20 protein-coding genes are annotated in these 17,694 nt (G+C 70.2%); 8 read left to right on the top strand and 12 right to left on the bottom strand.

All coding sequences use genetic code 11. The features are described from left to right. The first annotated feature begins 191 nt into the window (after window positions 1–191). A complete protein-coding gene (locus tag GTY47_RS03040) occupies window positions 192–467 on the top strand; it encodes a YSIRK-type signal peptide-containing protein (RefSeq protein ID WP_158688400.1) in 276 nt (91 codons plus the stop codon). Between the two features lie 135 nt (window positions 468–602). Here GTY47_RS03040 and GTY47_RS03035 read toward each other — a convergent pair whose 3' ends face one another. After that, the gene (locus tag GTY47_RS03035) at window positions 603–2,168 is read right to left on the bottom strand and encodes a hypothetical protein (RefSeq protein WP_010038382.1); all 1,566 of its coding nucleotides are present in this window, start codon (window positions 2,166–2,168) and stop codon (window positions 603–605) included. Window positions 2,169–2,510: 342 nt separating this feature from the next. Here GTY47_RS03035 and GTY47_RS03030 point away from each other — a divergent pair, with 342 nt between their 5' ends. Further along, the gene (locus GTY47_RS03030) at window positions 2,511–3,698 is read left to right on the top strand and encodes a polyketide synthase (RefSeq protein WP_029181066.1); all 1,188 of its coding nucleotides are present in this window, start codon (window positions 2,511–2,513) and stop codon (window positions 3,696–3,698) included. Between the two features lie 12 nt (window positions 3,699–3,710). Here the strand turns inward: GTY47_RS03030 and GTY47_RS03025 are convergent, their stop codons facing one another. Then, complete coding sequence (locus tag GTY47_RS03025; RefSeq protein WP_010038380.1) at window positions 3,711–5,873, bottom strand: SpoIIE family protein phosphatase; 2,163 nt, start codon at window positions 5,871–5,873, stop codon at window positions 3,711–3,713. A gap of 314 nt (window positions 5,874–6,187) precedes the next feature. Here GTY47_RS03025 and GTY47_RS03020 point away from each other — a divergent pair, with 314 nt between their 5' ends. Beyond that, the gene (locus tag GTY47_RS03020; protein ID WP_010038379.1) at window positions 6,188–7,300 is read left to right on the top strand and encodes a hypothetical protein; all 1,113 of its coding nucleotides are present in this window, start codon (window positions 6,188–6,190) and stop codon (window positions 7,298–7,300) included. On the opposite strand, the gene GTY47_RS03015 is transcribed toward GTY47_RS03020, so the two are convergent. The 3 genes from GTY47_RS03015 to GTY47_RS03005 form a co-directional block, all read right to left on the bottom strand. After that, window positions 7,244–7,969 (bottom strand): DUF6766 family protein, encoded by a 726-nt coding sequence (locus GTY47_RS03015; protein ID WP_010038376.1) that lies wholly within the window; start codon window positions 7,967–7,969, stop codon window positions 7,244–7,246. The genes GTY47_RS03020 and GTY47_RS03015 overlap by 57 nt on opposite strands. An 86-nt stretch (window positions 7,970–8,055) precedes the next feature. Beyond that, the gene (locus GTY47_RS03010) at window positions 8,056–8,466 is read right to left on the bottom strand and encodes a hypothetical protein (protein ID WP_010038374.1); all 411 of its coding nucleotides are present in this window, start codon (window positions 8,464–8,466) and stop codon (window positions 8,056–8,058) included. A gap of 289 nt (window positions 8,467–8,755) precedes the next feature. Beyond that, window positions 8,756–9,319: a hemerythrin domain-containing protein gene (locus tag GTY47_RS03005; RefSeq protein ID WP_010038372.1), complete on the bottom strand. Its 564-nt coding sequence runs from the start codon at window positions 9,317–9,319 to the stop codon at window positions 8,756–8,758. A 310-nt stretch (window positions 9,320–9,629) separates the two neighbouring features. Here GTY47_RS03005 and GTY47_RS03000 point away from each other — a divergent pair, with 310 nt between their 5' ends. Next, the gene (locus GTY47_RS03000) at window positions 9,630–9,890 is read left to right on the top strand and encodes a GlsB/YeaQ/YmgE family stress response membrane protein (RefSeq protein ID WP_010038369.1); all 261 of its coding nucleotides are present in this window, start codon (window positions 9,630–9,632) and stop codon (window positions 9,888–9,890) included. Between the two features lie 106 nt (window positions 9,891–9,996). On the opposite strand, the gene GTY47_RS02995 is transcribed toward GTY47_RS03000, so the two are convergent. The 5 genes from GTY47_RS02995 to GTY47_RS02975 form a co-directional block, all read right to left on the bottom strand. Next, window positions 9,997–10,416 (bottom strand): hypothetical protein, encoded by a 420-nt coding sequence (locus tag GTY47_RS02995; RefSeq protein ID WP_010038365.1) that lies wholly within the window; start codon window positions 10,414–10,416, stop codon window positions 9,997–9,999. A 227-nt stretch (window positions 10,417–10,643) separates the two neighbouring features. Beyond that, the gene (locus GTY47_RS41560; RefSeq protein WP_267880839.1) at window positions 10,644–10,775 is read right to left on the bottom strand and encodes a hypothetical protein; all 132 of its coding nucleotides are present in this window, start codon (window positions 10,773–10,775) and stop codon (window positions 10,644–10,646) included. A 292-nt stretch (window positions 10,776–11,067) separates the two neighbouring features. Beyond that, entirely contained in the window at window positions 11,068–11,976 is a 909-nt protein-coding gene (locus tag GTY47_RS02985) for an endonuclease/exonuclease/phosphatase family protein (protein WP_010038363.1), read from the bottom strand. A gap of 433 nt (window positions 11,977–12,409) precedes the next feature. Then, a complete protein-coding gene (locus GTY47_RS02980) occupies window positions 12,410–12,886 on the bottom strand; it encodes a GNAT family N-acetyltransferase (protein ID WP_010038361.1) in 477 nt (158 codons plus the stop codon). Further along, on the bottom strand, window positions 12,883–13,614 hold the full coding sequence (locus tag GTY47_RS02975) for an HAD family hydrolase (protein ID WP_010038359.1): 732 nt from the start codon (window positions 13,612–13,614) through the stop codon (window positions 12,883–12,885). Before GTY47_RS02975 ends, GTY47_RS02980 begins: the two co-directional genes overlap by 4 nt. 252 nt (window positions 13,615–13,866) lie before the next feature. Here GTY47_RS02975 and GTY47_RS02970 point away from each other — a divergent pair, with 252 nt between their 5' ends. Further along, entirely contained in the window at window positions 13,867–14,118 is a 252-nt protein-coding gene (locus GTY47_RS02970; RefSeq protein ID WP_010038355.1) for a hypothetical protein, read from the top strand. Beyond that, window positions 14,115–15,116, top strand: a complete 1,002-nt coding sequence (locus GTY47_RS02965) for an ATP-grasp domain-containing protein (RefSeq protein WP_010038353.1) — start codon at window positions 14,115–14,117, stop codon at window positions 15,114–15,116. The genes GTY47_RS02970 and GTY47_RS02965 overlap by 4 nt, the downstream gene beginning before the upstream one ends. Here GTY47_RS02965 and GTY47_RS02960 read toward each other — a convergent pair. After that, the gene (locus GTY47_RS02960) at window positions 15,056–16,540 is read right to left on the bottom strand and encodes an alpha/beta hydrolase (RefSeq protein ID WP_029181065.1); all 1,485 of its coding nucleotides are present in this window, start codon (window positions 16,538–16,540) and stop codon (window positions 15,056–15,058) included. The two genes, GTY47_RS02965 and GTY47_RS02960, sit on opposite strands and share 61 nt — an antisense overlap. 210 nt (window positions 16,541–16,750) lie before the next feature. Next, a complete protein-coding gene (locus tag GTY47_RS40090) occupies window positions 16,751–16,906 on the bottom strand; it encodes a hypothetical protein (protein WP_010038350.1) in 156 nt (51 codons plus the stop codon). Between the two features lie 207 nt (window positions 16,907–17,113). Here GTY47_RS40090 and GTY47_RS02955 point away from each other — a divergent pair, with 207 nt between their 5' ends. Together GTY47_RS02955 and GTY47_RS40605 are read left to right on the top strand one after the other, a co-directional pair. Beyond that, complete coding sequence (locus GTY47_RS02955) at window positions 17,114–17,470, top strand: J domain-containing protein (RefSeq protein ID WP_010038348.1); 357 nt, start codon at window positions 17,114–17,116, stop codon at window positions 17,468–17,470. Between the two features lie 52 nt (window positions 17,471–17,522). After that, window positions 17,523–17,694: Hsp70 family protein (locus GTY47_RS40605; protein ID WP_010038280.1), on the top strand; the 172-nt coding region annotated here is incomplete at its 3' end.

The following is a 17,694-nucleotide window of genomic DNA, read 5'->3' as shown; positions in this document are numbered from 1 at the left end:
GGGAGGGGCCCGCCCCCGGACACCGCAGGTCAGGACGGGCTTCCCGTCCCGGACATGTCCCGGACGGGAGTCCTGCTTGGCGGTCACCTGCTGTGGTGCCAGAGTCTCCGTCGACACGACCGCCCGGGGCGTTCCCGGCGTGACGCATGTGTCGTCCGGTTCCGGCAATCGCCCTACGACCTAGGAGACTCATGAAGCTCCGTAAGCTCGCACTGGGAATCGCGTCCGCTGCTGCTGCCTTTTCCCTGGCCGCAGCCACTCCGGCAAGCGCGCAGGAGGACCGGGGGGTGACGCACGCGGTGAAGGCCCCGGCCGACTACGAGTTCGTCACCTACTACTACTGGCTCGAGGACTGCCGTCAGGCCGGCTACCAGGGCCAGAAGGACGGGGTCTGGACGAAGTGGAAGTGCATCGACGGTAGCTGGATACCCGGCGACGACTATGAGCTCTGGGTCGTCTACAAGTAAGTAGCGGCGGCGCTCCTGTGCCTTTGGCCCGCTGCGTTGACGGCCGGACGGTGACCGCTGTCCGGCCGTCCTCGTTGCGCCCACGAAGCCACACTCGCCGACTGCCAGGCCGATCAACGTCGATGGCAGGGTGTTTCAGTGGGTACGCCCGTTACGCCCGCGGCGGCGGACGACGAGGACGACGGCGCCCAGCACAGCAGCCCCGGCTGCGGTGACGATGAGCGTGCGGCCCACGCCCGTCACGGCCGGAGTGCCGCCGGACGGTGCCGCCGCAGTCGGCGTGCCGAAGGCGAAGGTGGTGCTGTCGTTGGAGGCGTCCGGGTCGTGAAGGGGGATGCCGGCCGGGCCGGGACGCACGGTCGCCGTGCCCTTGGCGCCGTCGTAGGTCCTGGCCGGCTTCACCCACAGTTCGAACAGCTGGCTCTCGCCTGCGGCGACACCGAACGGCACGGTGCACACGTAATGCCGGTGCCCCGCCTCGAAAGGTGCAGTCGTGGTGCCGCTGACCCAGCGACGGCAGGGGCCGTAAGGGCTGTCCTCCTCCTCCATGTGAGCGGTGCCGGTCGCGACCACACCCTTGGGCAGGACGACGTCGATCACGGCGACGGACTTGTCGTCGACCCCGTACGCGGAGGCCGGTCCGCGGTTCACGGCGTTGATGTCCAGGGTCCATTCGCCCGCCCTGCGGCCCGGTTTCGTCGTGGCATCGGCCGCGAGATCCGCGGAGTTGTCGGCCGCGACGGTGAACCGGCCCTCGGCATCGTTCTCGAATCCGCCTCCCGCTCCGGACGCCCGCACCAGGGTGAGCGCCGGGCCGGTGCCCTGGTGACTGCCGCCGCCGGGTTGTTCGCGCGGCTTCAGCAGGCGGACCGAGTAGTCGGTCACGGCGGTCAGGGTGCGCTTGCCGACCGTGGCGGTCAGGGGGCTGCTCAGCTCCACGGTGCCCCCCGCGGGCACGGAGTCCGAGGAGATCGGGAAGACGCACGTGACGGATGCCTGGCCGCCGGGTTCGCGGGGATCATCGCCTTCGCCGTAGGCGCAGTTGGAGAACTTACGGTCGAAGAGCAGACCGCCCACCGATTCCCAACGCAGCATGATGCGCCGGTCAGTGGCCAGATCCCCGGTGTTGCGCAGCCGGAGCGGCACATCGATCCGGGAACCGATCCTGGCGTGCGTCACGTCCGGCACCCGGCCGACGACCAGGTTCGGGGTGCCGACCACCACCTTCGCCTTCGCGGTGGCGCCGGTGGCGTGGTCGGCGGTGAGGGTGTACGTGACCGTGCCGCCGGCGCCCGGTGCGGCTCCCGCGTCCGCACGCAGGGTGAATGCGACCGAACGGCTCTGCGCGGCGTCCTCGTTGACGCAGGTGAGGACCCGCGCGTCTGCCGTGCACCGCGGGTCGTCGACCGTGACACTCGCGATGCCCGACAGGTCACGTGCGTCGATGACGAGCGAATCGTCCGTGGGAACGGGGACCTGCGCCCCGCCGTCCCAGAACATCCAGCCCACGGTGACCGACTGCGCCCCCGACCCCACGTTGATCTCCTCGTCGGCGCTGATCGTCGCGTACGCCCGAGTCGGCAGGGGAGACGGTGTCGACGGCGTGACAGAGGGATCGTCGCCCACGGCGATCGCGCTGGGCGCCAGGGCGAGCACCAAGGCAGCCAGCGTTGCCCCGAACACCGTGCGCTTGGAGTCCATGCACGTTTGATGCGCGAGATGTCCTGAAAGTTGCGGCCCCGGACTGCCCGGCGGCAGGAATCCGCGGGGTATCCGCCCGCCGCGCACCGTCGCGGTAACCGTCCCCCTGGCTGACGGTGAGCCAGATAACGCCGATGCGACTCGGTGTGTGCCGTATCACGCACTCAAAGGCGTCTAAGTTGCGTGCATCACAGCGGAAATGTCCATTTAGCATCCATCCTCGAAACGGACATCGCCGCCCGAAGTGGATCTCATCGGCATCCTCTGGGCGCGACGCCTCAAAGTGACCTACGACACAGCACTCGTGACGTTCCCCTGTCCCCCGTTGAAAGGTGCCCCGCTATGGCCGCTTACCTCTGCCCTCCTGCCGTGATACACGGCGAGCACTCCGTAACTACCAGCCAGATCGTGGCAGAGGTGAGCGACCGGCACCCGCACGCGGCATGGGCGCCGCGGATCGACGGCATCGCGGCCAGTACGGGCATCGACACCCGCGGGTGGATGCTGCCGCTGGAGACCGCCGTCGCGCCCGGCAGCGGCAGCGCCCTGCGGGCCGTCGGCATCGAGCCGGCCCAAGAGGCGCTGGCCCGCGGCGGGTTCACCCAGCAGGACGTGGACCGCGCGATCGCCACCCTCGAGACCATACCCGCGCCGCAGACCATTCAGGAGCGCACAGCGCCGGCCTGGGAGGCCGTCCGGTCCTACGGGGAGCGTGCGGCGCGCGGGGCCTTGCAGATAGCCGGGCTCGACGCCGCGGACATCGACTGCGTGATCACCAGTAACTCCACCACCCCGGCGCTGCCGGGTCTGGACATAGCCCTGGCCAACAAGCTTCAGCTGCGCAGTGACGTGATGATGCTGCCGGCGACGCAGTGGGCCTGTATCGCGGGGACCCGCTCCCTGGCCCTGGCGGCAGATCTCGTGGCCGCGGACCCCGACCGGGTGGTCCTGATCGTCATCGCGGAGGCGCTGAGCACGACCTACCAGCCCGCGGACGACACCCTTGAGTCTCTGATCGTCCGGTTGCTGTTCGCGGACACCGCGGTCGCCGCGGTGGTCACGGGCCGCCCGAGGCCCGAGTCGGTGCTGCGGCTGGACGCCGCCTGGCACCACACCCTGCCCGGCACGCAGGACCTGCACCGCCTGGAGACACGGGCGGACGGCACCCACTTCGTCATGGACCGGCGCGGACCGCGCGCCGTGCAGGAGACGGTCACCGCGATGTGGGAGTGGCTGCGCGTCCGTTACCAGGACGAGCCCGACTCCTGGCACCCCGACGTTCTGCTCGCGCACCCCGGCGGGACCCGGGTGCTGGAGTACATGGAGCAAACGATGCCCGCCGCGTGGCCGTCGGGGCTGCTGGACTACAGCCGGGACAGCTACACCAGCGGCAACCGCGGAGGCGCCGCCGTGTTCGACATCCTGCGGCGGGCGCATGACGCCGGGCAGCAGAAGCCCGGCAATCGCGCCGTTCTGTACGCGGCGGCACCGGGTCTCACCGCGACCGCCCTGGAAGGGGAGTGGCTCTAGAGCGAGGCCGCGCTACCTCGCGACTTCCGCCCAGACCACCTTCCCGGTGTCCGTCCACCGCACTCCCCACCGGGTGGTGACCCTGTGCACGACGCCCAGGCCACGACCGCCGTCGTCGAGCAGTCCGCCCCGCCTCAGAAGTGGCCTGCCGTTGCCGGTGTCGCCCACCTCGCACAGCAGGCCGTGACCGGCCCTGATCAGCCGTACCGTGATGGGACCGGTGGCGAAGCGCACCGCGTTCGTGACCAGCTCGCTGACCAGCAGCACCACGCTGTCCCGGGTGTCGTCCCTGGTGCGCCATTGCCTCAGCAGCGCGGAGACCTGCGCGCGGGCACGGGCGGGGGCGTCGCGGCGGGCGGGCAGCCGCCAGGTCGCGGTGTCCCCCTTGCGGTAGCCGATCATCCGCGCGAGCAGCAGCGTCACATCGTCGCGCTGGCGCGCGGGCGCCAGCACGGAGACGACGTGCCGTGCGGCCTGCTGCAGGGCGTCCCAGGGATGCACCGTGGACACGGCATCCGCCAGCCTGCCGATGCCCTCGTCGATCGACACGGCCGGATCCTCCACCAGGCCGTCGGTGTAGAGGGCGAGCAGGGAGCCCGGGGGTGCGTCGAACGTGTGCACGTCGAACGGCTCCCGCAGCGCGAACTCGGCGCCCAGGCCGGGGTGCGGGCGGACCGCGAGCGGGCCCGCGTGCCCGTCCGGGGAGACCAGGACCGGGGGGAGGTGGCCTGCGCTGGACAGCGCCACGTGGTGGCTGACCGGGTCGTAGAGGGCGATGCAGCACGTCGACCCCAGGGCGCTGTAGCCGGCCGCCAGCCCGGACTCCGCGTCGTCCAGCAGCGTCACGGTCTCGTCCAGGTGCTCCAGTACCTCGTCGGGCGCGAGCCCCGCGGACAGCAGCGCGCGGGCCTCCATACTGAGCTGGCCCATCGTTGCCGCGGCTCCCAGGCCATGCCCGACGACGTCACCGACCACCAGGGCGGTACGGCCGTCAGGCAGCGGAAAGCTGTTCACCCAGTCGCCCCCGACACCCGCGCTGTCGGGTGTGGCGGGCTGGTAGACGCTGGCGATCTGGATGGTGTCGCCGCCGGTCCGGGGCAGGAGCCGACGCTGCAACGCCAGCACCTGCGTGTGCTCGCGCTGGTGCTGACGAGCCAGATCGACGTGATGGGCGGTCCTGGCCACCAGTTCTTGCAGGTCGAACAGCTCGCTGTCGCGGAAGGGGCAGTCCGCCCGCCGCCAGACCTCCGCCACGCCCAGGACGACGGGCGGCGCGCCGTCCAGGACCAGTGGTATGCACGCCACACCCGCCGACCGCTCACCGGGCACCAGGGCACGCGCGACCCGCGGACTGGCGAATACCCGCTCGACCGCCTCACGGTCGGGTATGACGATGGTCTGCGGAGCATCGTCCCGCAGTACCGCCTGCGCCAGCAGGCGACTCGCGTCGCGGGGAAGATCGTCGCCCGGAGTCACATAGCCCTCGGGCCACGCCCGGTCCGGCACCAGGGCCGCTCGCCGCAGTCGGATGGGACCCTTCGCCCGACCGGTGACGCCCTCGCCCGTCCACACGGCGAAGTCGAGGTCGACGGCGGCCACGTCTCCCCAGGCCAACAGCGACTCCGCCAGCGACTGCGCGGTCTCGCCGATGTCCAGCGAGGTACCGATCGCGGTCTCGGCCGCGTAAAGGTGCAACCTCCTCGCCATGGCGATCAACGAGACGGTCAGGCCCTCCTCAGGCGCCGCTGCGGGCAGGATGCTCATCGAGACCACCAGCTCCGACCCGTCGCCGCGCCGCAGGCGCTGGATGCGGGCGACGTGCGCCTCTCCGGTCTCCACGACCTGCCGCAACCGCCGCGTGACCGTCGGTACGTCCCCCGGGGGCAGGAGATCGACGAACGGCTTCCCGGCCACGGCGTCCAGACCCGCGAATACGGGGGCGTCCAGATTGCAGCGGGTGATGATCAGATCCCTGTCCAGGTTGACCGCGCCGAGGATCTGCTCCTGACCGCCGGCTGCCGGGTCACCGGGTACGTGCCGGCGCGTGGTGCGGTCACCCTGCGCGTCGGCAGGATCGGCGGCCGCGTCCGCTCCACCGCGCGGGATGTAGCGCCCCAGGGCGCGACTGACCAGGTCGAACGCCGATGGGGACGAGGGCGACGGTGTGGAGTCCATGCGGCTCTCTCAGCAGTCCCCGGCGCGGTGCCGGGGCAGTACTCGGACCCGTGCGGCGGGGCCCCGAGATCCCTGACGCACACCTCATTGAATAACACCGGGGGCCGCTTCGCCCACAGCAGCGAATCGCACCGTGAACACGCACAGTGAGGGAATGCTGTGGCGGACGGGCCGTGCTCACCCTCCCGGGGCCGACCTGCGGACCTCGGGCGACCTGGCCTGCCCAGCCGGAATGACGGGCCGCGACCACGTCACATCGCGCCGGTGCCGGCGCCGTGGAGCGCTAGCGTCTTTCCCGAAGGAGGTGGGGGCGGGTGGACGTCATCGGCTGGCTGCTGAAAGGTGACCCGGCGATCCGCTGGCAGGTACTGCGTGATCTCACCGACGCGCCCGTGGAGCAGGTCACGGCCGAACGGGCCCGTGTCGCGGGCGAGGGCTGGGGCAGTCGGCTGCTGGCCCTCCAGCAACCGCACGGCCAGTGGCCCTCCGACGTGCCCGCGTTCCGCTCCGAGGCCGCGGAGAAGTGGTGGCATTCGCTCGGACCTGCACGGCAGGGCACCCTGTTCCCCGCGTGGACCTCCACCACCTGGAGTCTGGTGTTGCTGCGGGCGTTCGGTGTCGAACCGGACAGTGCGGGGGCGCGCCACGCCGTCGGTCTGGTGCGCGAGAACGTCCAGTGGGAGCACGACGGCGAGCCGTTCTTCTCAGGGGAGGTGGAGCCGTGCGTCAACGGCCGGACCGTGGCGCTCGGAGCCTACTTCGGCATGGACGTCACGCTGATCGTCGAGCGGCTCCTCGGCGAGCAGATGGCCGACGGCGGGTGGAACTGCGAGCAGGAGAACGGCTCCACCCGGGGGTCGTTCCACACCACGATCGACGTGCTGGAAGGGCTGCTCGAATACGAGTCGGCGACAGGAGGCGCCCCCGAGGTGGCCGACGCCCGGCTCCGCGGCCAGGAGTACCTCCTGGAGCGGCGGCTGTTCCGGCGGCTGTCGACCGGCCGGGCAATCGACCAGGACCGCAAGACCAACGGTCCGGCAGCCTGGACGAAGTTCTCCTGTCCGACCTTCTGGCACTACGACGTACTACGCGGTCTCGACTACCTGCGCGCGGCCGGCGTCACCCCCGACGACCGGGTCGCCGAGGCGATCGACCTGGTACGGGCCAAGCGCGACGCGGACGGCCGCTGGCCGCTGGAGAACCCCCATCCCGGCGAGCTGCACTTCCCCATCGACGACGGCGAGGGGAAGCCGAGCCGGTGGAACACCCTGCGGGCCACGCGCGTCCTCAGGTGGTACGAGCAGCAGGAACTCTGTCGGCCTGCCGGCCGAAGCCCCGGGGACCCCACGGGCCGCATGGACCACCCGTGCTCAGCCCTCGACGCCGGTGGCGGAGTCGGACGCGCCGACCGGCTTGGACTCCGGTGATCCACGTTGCCTCAGGTAGATGGCGAGGACGGCCATGGAGGCGACGGCCAGCAGTTCGGACTGCCAGTTCTGCAGTGTGCGGCTCCAGAAGTCCGCGGCGGACAGGTACTCCGTCCAGCTGATGGGGGCTTGCAGCCGGCGCAGTTGCTCTTCGTTGTAGGCGGCGACACCGGTGACGGACTGGGTCAGCCACGACAGCAGGAAGACGGCGCCCATCACCAGCCCCAAGGAGCGGGAGTACACAAAGCCCCGCCAGTCCGTGGCCGCGGCCCAGCGCGGAGAGTCGCCTTTGGCGTACGGGCCCACCATCTGGTCCCTGTCGGACTCGGTGCCGGCCTTGTCCAGTTCCTTGGATTCCGGTGAGCCGCGCTGCAGCAGCCAGACGGTGGCGAAGATGTAGAGGAAGAACTGCAGGTATTCCGACTGCCAGTTCTCCGTGACGTCAACGGCGAAGTCCGAGGACGTGAGGTAGGCGCCGAAGCCGAGGGGCGCCATACCGTCCGACACGAGTTGATTGTTGAACTCCGCGCGTCCGGCCACGGCCTGTCCGGCGAGTGCCAGCAGGAACGAGGTCAGGAAGAAGAGGCCGAGACTGTTGTGGCGGAGGAAGCGACGCGCACGACGCCCGGCCGGTGCGGTGTCCTCGCCGTGCTCCGGTGCCGGGGTCATCGGTGCATCAGTCCCAACGTCATGAAGTACGCCAGGCCGACCACGATCACGAGCAGTGTTCCCACGAACAACGTCTTCACGGTCCGTCACCCGCCCTCGATCTCGCACTGGTACGGGCGCTGCGGCCGGGGCCGGCACCCGGCCGCGGTGACCTTCCACCCCGCGGGAAAGCGGGCGAGGAAGAGGGTGTCGTGCTCCAGCACCACCCGGGCCTGATCACCGTAGACATCCACGCGCCGTACCGCGCCCGCCGCGGGAAGGCCCTGCTCACCGATCGCCTGCGCGCAGCTGCGCTTGGCCGACTGCTCCAGTTCCTCCCTGGTCGAGGGCGCGAGGGCGGTGCACAGGCGTTCACGCTGTCCGGTGTCGAGCGCCCGCTCGAATCGCGTCACTTGCGCGGTGACGCTGTCGCGCCGCTCGGAGGGCGTCCCGCAGGCACCGGCGGTGACGAGGACCACCACCGCCACGATGCCGGGGGTGCGCCGCCGTCCTGACATCCCGCCTCCCGTACGGCCCCGGCGGGACCGGGCCGCCCCGTCCGCCATGCGTTGATCAGCCGCTCACTCATGAGACACGGGCTCTTTGACGACTGCAACCGGTCCGGAGCCGATGGGGCGCGGGCAGGACGTCGCCTTGAGCCGACCGGTGTTCGATCTGCGGTTCCCGCACGGCCCGCAGATCGAGGAACTGTGACCGCCGGTCGCCGAGCCGTGGCCGTGCCGCGCCGTGCCGCGCCGTGCCGTGCCGGGGGCACGGGAACCGTTTCAGCCCTGCCGGTCCTGCCGGTCAGTCCTGCTTTCCGCGGCCTGTGAGCATGTCGCGCAGGCGGTCGACCATGCCGGTACCGGGCGCGAGGAGTTTGTTGGCGGGTGGGGTGTCCGGCGCCGAGGGGTGCGGGCGGGTGGGGGCGTGCTCCTTGGCCGAGCGGACCTTCTCACCCAGCTCCTCCAGGGCATCGGCGGAGCAGACGTCGGCCAGCATCGGGAAGAGCCGGTTCTCCTCGTCGCCGACATGGGCCGTGACGGCGTTCTTCAGCCGCACGATCAGGGTGTCGAAACGCCCGTCCCCGGGCCGGCAGCCTTCGAGCTCCTTGAGCATGCGCTCCACTTCGCCGTGGTCGGCGAGCTCCTTGTCGGCGAGGTCGTCCCCGCCGTCGACGTACCGGCGCACCGTCGGGTACAGGTACTCCTCCTCGGCCACCGAGTGCCGGATCAGCTCCATGGTGAGCCGGTCCGCCAGTTCACGTCGCCGCTCGTCGGCCCCCGGCAGCGCTTCGATCTGCGAGAAGAGGTCGTCCACCTCGCGGTGATCCGCGGTCAGTTCCTGGATGACGTTTCCGCCGTGGCCCATGGGCTTTCTCCGCTCCTCGTCGTTCTGAGACCCGGGGGCCGGCCGGCTCTGTCCAGCGCTCCACCGGCTCGCCACCCAGCAGGGATACCTGCCACGCGCGCGCCGGCGACCTCACGCAGGTCCGCCAGTTCACTCCGGTGGCGGACGGCATCCGGCGGGTTGCTGCGGAGAGGTGTCCCTCGCGCCGGTGATCGAACACCGGTCCGTGACGCCTGGGTGAGTGGAGGTCCTTCGCCGGACCACGCTTATGGGGGCATCCGGCGGGCACTTGTGTGGTGCCCGAATGGGGCAACAAACGGAAGGAGTTGCCGTGTCGTTCCTCTGGGCGATCATCGCCGGGCTGATCATCGGCCTGCTCGCCAAGCTCGTCGTTCCCGGGCGTCAGCCCATTCCCCTGTGGCTGACGGTCGTCATGGGCATCCTCGGCGCCGTCGCCGGCAACGCGCTCGCCACCGCCTTCGGTGTGCGCGACACCGGCGGTATCGACTGGATCCGCCACATCTTCCAGATCGGCATCGCTGCCGTCCTCATCGCGTTCGTCACCCCGTTGTGGGCCCGACGGCGCGCATGACAGCGGCCGGGAAGGCAGCAGTCGTGCCCGGCAGGTGCCAGGGGCCCACGCGGCCAGTGCCGCGGACGCGGGTGCGCACGCGCGTCCGCGGCGGAATCGACGCGGACTAGCCGCAGTTGGTGCCGGACTTTCCGAAGTGCACTCCATCGATCTGGCCCCACCAGTCCACGCAAGACCCGGCGGCGTCGACGTGGACCGGGCCGACGTAGGAACGGAGGAGGCCGCCGTCCTGGTCGTTGAAGATCTCGTCGCCGCTGCGCCGGATGAACAAGTCCATCGAAACCGGGTCACCCGCCATATTCCGGATGGCTACCGCGCAGTTCATGCCGGTGGCGGAGTTGTAGGTGAGATAGGCCGTGCCGATGGTTCCGACCGGCGTGGAGTTGACGGTCTTGTAGCCGGTGCCGCAGGCGCCGTTGTAAGCAGCGGTCGCGGTGGCCGGTGCCGCCGACGCCGTCGGTGCCAGAGCCGTCAAGGCGACGGCGCTCACGCCCGCCGCGACCGCGCCCTGCACCACACGCTTCATCCGTGACATGTGATTCCCCGTTCGTGTCGTCAACCAGACAGGCACGGGCAGCCTGGTCTCGCTGCCCGCCCGATGCTTTTCCGTACGCCATGTACGACCAGTCGAAGACCCCACCCGTTGTGGCCGTCACGGCAACGACTCCGTGCCAGATGTCATGGGCACGCACCAGCTCGGTGAACTCTCGGGCCGCGGGTTGCGGGCGCGGACGCGGGGCCATCGGTGCTGCCTCATCGGGAGGTGTGGTAGCCGTCGGTGGCGTTCATCGCCACGGGCACCGTGATGGAGCCGTTGCTGAAGGAGCCGGTGCAGCCGCCCGCGACGACGCTGATCTGGTTGTCCGCACTCTTGAGGGAGGCCATGCCGTCGATGCCGGTCTGGGCCGGGGCGTGGTGACGAGCATGATCCCGGACATGTCGCCGTACCACTCGTAGAAGGCGAACTCGGCGTCCCTGATGCCCGCCCGCTCGAACTTGGCTGCGTAGCCGATGAGGGCGCCGGAGTTGCCATCTCGGAGGGTGTGCCGTACTCCTCGATGGCGATCGGGCGCGGGCTGATTCCGAGGCTCGCCTCCGGCGCACGGTACGCCGAGATGTGGGCGGCGATGTCCTCGCTGCCCTGGAGCAGACGGCGACGGCGGGTACGTGCTGCGTATCAAGCGGCCGGTGCCGTGACCGAGTCCACTGACCGTTGGCCGCCGGCCCCGCCATCGACGTCGGCGTGCACGAGATGGTGGTCCGAGTACGAGGTGGGGCGCACGCGGTGCTCGAGTGGGGCCATGCCCCGCAGGAAGACGTAGTCGAACTTGCTCTGCCAGTCGGTGGTCGGCTCGCAGGTGCCGGCGGACGAGGGGCGACACCCGGAGTCTGGATCCGCGGCCAGCGCCCACATCGGGCTGAGTTCGGGAGCATCGGGCACCGCGTTGAAGTCGCCGAGAACGATGGCGCGGTCGTACCGGGCGACCTCTTCGGCTAGTACACGCACCTGGTCCGCCCGGACTGCCTCCTGACGTCGTTGGGCGAGGTGTGTGTTGAAGACCCGGACCCGCTGGCCGCCCACCACGGTGGTGACGGCCATGTACCCACGGTCCTCGGATCCGCCGTCGGGGTATTCCACGCTGACGCGCTCGGTCATCGGAGCCGCCGAGAGGACCGCCTGGCCGAAGGCTCCCGGACTCCACGGCAATCCACCGCAACGGCCCCAGTCCTGGAGAACCATCCCGTACTCGACGTGGTAGGCGAGCCCGTGCAGGCGCTCCAGGTACTCCCGGATCCTCTCGACGTCGCGCACGCACGCTTCTTGCAGGCCGATGACCTGGGGGGCATACGTGGCGATCTCCGCCGCCCGGTCGACGTTGCTCACCTCGCAGGGGTTGCAGATGTTCCACGTCATGACCCGGTCCGGTACGACATCCCTGGCAGCGGTGACGGGCAGTGACCTGCCGGAGAGGGCACCGCTCGGCGCACTGGGGCCGACGAGCACCATGCAGGCCACGGCCATGGCGCCCGCGAACAACCGCATGCCCCTTCCGAACACCATCGCCTCCTGAATGTCGCTCCGCATGACATCTGACGTCTCCAGGCACGAGGTTATGGGACGAACGTGTCGGCAACGCGTGCTTCCGCCGCCGAACCCGGCCTTAAGCGGGCCGGATCCGGCGGTGATCGCCGTCAGAGCTCCGCCGACGGCCGACGTGCGCGTCGCGGGTCACAGCGGTCACGGTCTTGCCCGGGGCAGCGAGAGCGGAGACGACGGGGCGCCCTGGGCGCCGATGGCGCCATGGATCACTTACGACCGCGGCAGAAATTGTGGTCTGGACGTGCGGGCCTGACGGGTTCGGCTGGTGTGATCAGCTGGCTCTGCCGCGGACGAGGACGAGTTCGGTGCTGGCCCGGCGGCGGGTGGGGCGCCGCGCGGAGCGGTCGGAGATTAGGCTGGGCCCGCGTCCGCGACGTGATCCGAACGACAGGCCCTAACCCACGCGGCCGTTCTCACGTCACTGCTGACCGGCCCCGCCAGCACTTCCCCCAGGTCGCAAGCCAATGGGGTAGTCGTAGCGTATGAACCCCTTGAAGCTCGCCACCTTGTCGTACAGTGCGCGGGCGGCGACGTTGTCCTCCTGAGTGGTCCAGTAGAAGCGGGATGCCCCCCGCTCCCGCGATGCATCGGCCACCTTCTCGATCAGCATCCGCGCCACGCCTCGGCCGCGTGCAGCCTCGTCGACGAAGAGGTCCTGGAGGTAGCAGCTGTCTTCCATCCAGAACGTCGGGTGGAACAGGTAGTGCGCGATGCCGACCAGCTTTCCTTGCGACCAGGCGCCGATGCCGTGGAACTCGGTGCCGCCCCGTAGCCGCTGCCAGGTCTGCTCGTAGCCCTCGTCCGGCACCATGGTGCGGTAGAACGCCTTGTAACCGCGCGCCAGCGCTTCCCAGGCGGCGCGGTCCTCCTCGCGCAACGAACCAATGGTGATCACGACTGCCTATCCTCACTCGCGAGCCTCACCTGATCTGCAGATCTGCGGGACACTGTCCCGGAGCCGCCCTGGCGGGCCGTGCCGTCGCCCGTACGCCTGCGTAGCGCCACCAGTAGGCTGAGCACGTCGTACGGACTCGCCGCGACCGGGTGAGCCCCGGCACGGACACCGGCGCGTGCACCCCACCTGGCGTGCACTCCCAGCGTTCCCGCGGCGTTGGCACAGTCGAGGTCCACTTCAGCGTCACCCACATAGGCAGTTGCCCCGGCCGGAACCCCGAGCTGCCGCAGTGCCAGCAACAACCCGTCCGGCGCCGGCTTGGGCCTGCCGACTTCGTCGCCTGCGACGACCACGCCAAATCGCGCGTCGATTCCGGCGGCAGCGAGCATGCTCGAAGCCACTCGCCGGGTGGCCGCCGTGAATACGCCCAGCCGCATGCCCGCATCGGCGACTTCGTCGAGCAGGGCCGGTATGCCGGGGAACGGCCGCAGGTCGGCGACGGCCGGATCCAGGTAAGCGTGGAACCGCTCGACCTCGGCGGGGCCACAGGTGCGGCCGAGGAAGTGTGCGAGAACCAGCTCCGTGTGGCCGACATGCCAGCCGGCGGCCACTTCATCCGGCGAGACCGGCGGGCCGCCGAGCGAGCGAATCGCGTCGGCGTACGCGCGGGACACCGTGGGGACGCTGTCCAGAAGCGTCCCATCCATATCGAACACAACTGCACGCATGACTCACGATCCTGCCTATGTCGTCGCGTTCGACGCCAGGGCCACTTCCTAAACACTGGCTACCCCCGAAGAACCTTCGACCGCCACCCCTCGCGCTGTGAACGCACCGGCCCGGAGCGTTAGTTGAAAGACCTACCAGGCGACCGTCGGGCGGATGCGGCCCCGGTACAGCGGTGGTTGAGTAGAAGGAGAAGAATCAGAAGGCAGAAATCGTGACTCGGGGGCGAGAGACAATCGAGGGAGGCCGTGACCATGACCGGCTTCAAGCTTGGCGAGCCCTTGGACCAGAGTCAGGAAAGCTTCACCAGCACCGCTCCGCCGGTGGTGTTCAGCACCCAGGCGACCGGGTTCGTAGAACTGAAGACACCCGAGGAGCTGCAGGCCTGGGAGGAAGCCCTTCGGACCACCACCGGTCTGGAAATCTCCGCCGAGAGCCTGGCCGGCCACGCCTGTGAGACGGGGTGCGGGCCCCACTGCTGCTCCGACATGTGCGACGCGGCATGATCCTGGCCCTGTCCTTCCACGACGACCTTCACGCCATCGCGGTGCAGCACGCGGTGCGCGCCCGCGGTGAGGAGTTCCACATCCTGGAGTGCGACGCGGTGAGCGGCAGACCCGGCCTGACCTGGCACCTGTCCGGGACGTCGGACGGCTCCGGAGCCTCGGCGGCGGTGCCGACGTCGGAGGGCCGGACGGTGCCCCCCGCGCAAGCGGAGGTGCTCTGGTGGCGCCGCGCGCGGGCGGACCAGCAGCTCACCATGTCCGCCGCCGGGTCGGACGGCACGGGTCTCGGCGCGCAGCAGGTCAGCCTGGTCAACAACGACTGCCGTGGAGCGCTGGGGGGAATCCTCGCCGCCTCGTTCCACGGCGAGTGGATCTCGCCGCCGGAGGCGACCGACCGGGCGTCCGACAAGGTCTACCAGCTGTGGGTAGCCCAGCAGGCGGGCTTCCGTGTGCCGCGGACGCTGATCACGCAGTCACGTGACGAGGTGGTGGACTTCACCCGCGAGATCGGGCGGGTCATCGTCAAGCCGGTCGTGGGCGCGCGGGGCCCGTCCCTGTACACGCGGTGGATCGAGGACCCGGAGGCGCTGCCTGCCGAGTCCTTCGCGGTGTGCCCGGCGACGTACCAGGAGTACGTTCCGGGTCGGCACCACATCCGGCTCAACTGCTTCGGCGAGCGCATGTTCGCGGCGCTCATCGAGACGGAGGAACTGGACTGGCGCCCCGACCTCAACGTCCCGATCACGCGGTGGCCGGTCCCCCAGGACCTGGCCCGGATGGTCCGTACGGTGCTCGACCGACTGGGGCTGCCCATGGGCGTGATCGACCTCAAGCTCACACCAGGAGGTGAACCCGTCTGGCTGGAGGTCAACCCCCAGGGTCAGTTCCTCTTTCTGGAACCGCTCACCGGCGAGCCGCTGACCGAGCACTTCGCCGACTATCTGATCACGGCGGGGCAGCTGGTGCCCCGTGGTGGGGCTGCCAGTTCGGTGAGGTAGCTGTCCACGGCGTCCTCCATGCACGGGCCGCTGGTGACGCTGCCGTGGCCGTGGCCCTCGTAGGTGAGGAGCACGCCGCTGCGGCCGAGTTGCCGGGCCACCGAGACCGCCCACGGGTAACCGGTGGCGGGGTCGTGCAGCGCGTTGGACACCAGGATGGGCGGGGCACCGTGTGCGTCCAGGCGGTGCTGCGGGTTGGTGGTCGGCGCGCCCAGACACGCCGCTGCCATGTGGATCGGCAGCAGGTAGGGCAGGTCAGGCGCCGTCCTGTTCATCATGGCGACGAGCGAGGCGTACTCCCGGTAGTCGCGCACAGGCAGGTGCCAGTCCGAGCAGAAGACCGGCGTGGCCGGATGCAGCGGCGCTGTCGAAGTGGGCGACGCGGGCAGCGGCTTGCTCGCCTCCATGCCCGCGATCGCCGTGGCCAGGCCGGCGTAGTCGGCCTCGTAGAACTTGCGGAACGCGATCTTGTTGACCAGGTCCGATGACGACAGCGAAGTGCCCGGCTTTGTCGGCGCCTCCAGCTCGCCGCGCCCGGCCCGGGCCAACAGGCCCTGCCAGACGGCGCGGACGTCGCGGCCGTGCAGCGCGCAGTTTGCAGCACCGTCGCACCACTTCACGAACTCCTGGAAGGAATCCTCTGCCGTGGCCGCCTCGGACCGCAGGAAGGCACGGGTGGTCGGGACGCTGTGGTCCATGACGCTCTCCAGCACCATCGCGCGCACGCGGCGCGGGTAGGTCTCGGCGTACTGCGCACCGAGCAGCGTGCCGTACGAGCTGCCGTGGAAGGTCAGTTTCCGCTCGCCGAGGGCGGCCCGGAGGGCGTCCAGGTCCCGGACCGTCTGGGCGGTGTCAAGGTGGTCGAACACCGGGCCGGTACGGGCACGGCAGTCGGCACGGAGCCGCCTGTTGTACGCCACGGTGGCGTCGAAGTCCGCCTGGCTCTTCAGCTCCGGTGACGGCCGCTCGGCGAGCAGGTGGCCGGAGCAGGTCACCGGGTTGCTGCCGCCCACTCCGCGCGGGTCGAAGCTGACGATGTCGAACCTGCGGCGGACCTCGGGGCTGAACCGGCTGATACGGCCCACCACCATCTGCACACCCGAGTCGCCCGGCCCGCCGGGGCCGAACACCATCGAGCCGACGCGTGTGCCGGGGTCGGTGGCCTTGCGGCGGGCCACGGCCAGGTCGAGTCTCGGCCCGTCCGGGTGGGCCCAGTCGACCGGCACCGACAGAGTGGCGCACTCGGCTCCCGGCTTCTCCGGGTCGTCACACGGTGCCCACAGCAGGACGCCCGTGGCAGACGGCGACGCGTGGACCGCGGGAGCGGCGGCGAGGCCGGTGATGGCCGCCATGGCGGCACCCACGGCCGTGGTCGTCCCCCGCGCGGCGATGCGCCGCAGTGCGGATCTGCCCCATAACGGCATGGATCCCCCTGGTGAAGAGAGCGGTTGTGTCAGGCGTGTGGACCCGGCCGGGGCACCGTCGTCACGTTAGGCGCACTGTCGACCTTGTGGTGCCCCTGTCAGGGGCTTTTCCGGGTCGGGTCGGGGACCGCTCAGGGGCGCTCGGGGCTCAGGGCGAAAACGATCAGGTCGGGTCACCACCTGATGGGCGGGCCCGGCGGGCGGGGCGCCCTACCGGGGCTGCTGTTCCGGCTTCCCGCCGTCGGCGTCGGCGTCGAACACCTTGGTCCAGGTGGCCTCACATCGGCAGCGGGAGTACTCGATCAGTTGCCCTTCTTCGGACACGCTCATCCCCTGGCTGAGTCGCACGTGCACATGATCGCCCATGGGGAGCCGCTTTCCTTGACGTCCGTTGCGTGACTCAGGGTGGAGGCTCGTCGCTTTTGCTGGCAATGCCGCAGATCACACCGTCTGTCGAGCCGGCGCGCGCCCAGGCAGTGCCCGTACTTGACAAGACGAGACTCAAGTTTTACTTCAGGACTATGAGCCAGCAGGGGTGAAAGCGCAGCTCGCAGCGGTGAGGAGGTGGCCGGGATGCAGGCGCGGGAGCAGCGAGCGAACCCGTACGCGGTGCTCGGGGTGGAGCCCTCGGCGTCGGCCGAGCTGATCACCTCCGCCTTTCGTGCCCGGGTGCGTGAGCTGCGCCCCGACACCCGTGTGGACGCGGCCACCGCCGCGCGGTTCGGGGAGGTGCGGGAGGCCTACGAGACCTTGCGTGACCCGGTCCTTCGCGCGGCCTACGACCACTCCTGCGAGTCTGCGCACGACCGCGTGCGTGCCCCGGCTCCGACCGTACGGCCCGCGCGGCGCCACGTCGTCCTGCTCGGGGCCGCCCGGCCCGAGCCTCCGCTGCGCGCCGGTCCCGTCCGGTGGGAGCGGACGGCCCGATGAGGTCCCGAGGCCCCGAAGAGCACCTGGGAGACAGTGAGGAGGGAGAAACCGGATGGCACGGGCGGTTGGCATCGACCTCGGTACGACGAACTCGGTGGTCTCGGTCCTCGAAGGCGGCGAGCCCACCGTCATCACCAACACGGAAGGCGCGCGCACGACCCCGTCCGTCGTGGCCTTCGCCAAGAACGGCGAGGTGCTGGTCGGGGAGGTGGCCAAGCGGCAGG

The sequence above is a fragment of the Streptomyces sp. SID5464 genome, from assembly GCF_009862985.1.
GTDB lineage: Bacteria > Actinomycetota > Actinomycetes > Streptomycetales > Streptomycetaceae > Streptomyces > Streptomyces chartreusis_D.
Note: the sequence above shows the minus strand (reverse complement) of the source record. Positions and strands in the feature narration are given on the sequence as shown.

Coding starts and splice junctions, on each gene's coding strand:
- GTY47_RS03040 (WP_158688400.1), top strand. CDS start 192: ATGAAGCTCCGTAAGCTCGCACTGGGAATCGCGTCCGCTGCTGCTGCC.
- GTY47_RS03035 (WP_010038382.1), bottom strand. CDS start 2,168: ATGGACTCCAAGCGCACGGTGTTCGGGGCAACGCTGGCTGCCTTGGTG.
- GTY47_RS03030 (WP_029181066.1), top strand. CDS start 2,511: ATGGCCGCTTACCTCTGCCCTCCTGCCGTGATACACGGCGAGCACTCC.
- GTY47_RS03025 (WP_010038380.1), bottom strand. CDS start 5,873: ATGGACTCCACACCGTCGCCCTCGTCCCCATCGGCGTTCGACCTGGTC.
- GTY47_RS03015 (WP_010038376.1), bottom strand. CDS start 7,969: ATGACCCCGGCACCGGAGCACGGCGAGGACACCGCACCGGCCGGGCGT.
- GTY47_RS03010 (WP_010038374.1), bottom strand. CDS start 8,466: ATGTCAGGACGGCGGCGCACCCCCGGCATCGTGGCGGTGGTGGTCCTC.
- GTY47_RS03005 (WP_010038372.1), bottom strand. CDS start 9,319: ATGGGCCACGGCGGAAACGTCATCCAGGAACTGACCGCGGATCACCGC.
- GTY47_RS02995 (WP_010038365.1), bottom strand. CDS start 10,416: ATGAAGCGTGTGGTGCAGGGCGCGGTCGCGGCGGGCGTGAGCGCCGTC.
- GTY47_RS41560 (WP_267880839.1), bottom strand. CDS start 10,775: ATGGCCTCCCTCAAGAGTGCGGACAACCAGATCAGCGTCGTCGCGGGC.
- GTY47_RS02985 (WP_010038363.1), bottom strand. CDS start 11,976: ATGCGGAGCGACATTCAGGAGGCGATGGTGTTCGGAAGGGGCATGCGG.
- GTY47_RS02975 (WP_010038359.1), bottom strand. CDS start 13,614: ATGCGTGCAGTTGTGTTCGATATGGATGGGACGCTTCTGGACAGCGTC.
- GTY47_RS02970 (WP_010038355.1), top strand. CDS start 13,867: ATGACCGGCTTCAAGCTTGGCGAGCCCTTGGACCAGAGTCAGGAAAGC.
- GTY47_RS02965 (WP_010038353.1), top strand. CDS start 14,115: ATGATCCTGGCCCTGTCCTTCCACGACGACCTTCACGCCATCGCGGTG.
- GTY47_RS02960 (WP_029181065.1), bottom strand. CDS start 16,540: ATGCCGTTATGGGGCAGATCCGCACTGCGGCGCATCGCCGCGCGGGGG.
- GTY47_RS40090 (WP_010038350.1), bottom strand. CDS start 16,906: ATGGGCGATCATGTGCACGTGCGACTCAGCCAGGGGATGAGCGTGTCC.
- GTY47_RS02955 (WP_010038348.1), top strand. CDS start 17,114: ATGCAGGCGCGGGAGCAGCGAGCGAACCCGTACGCGGTGCTCGGGGTG.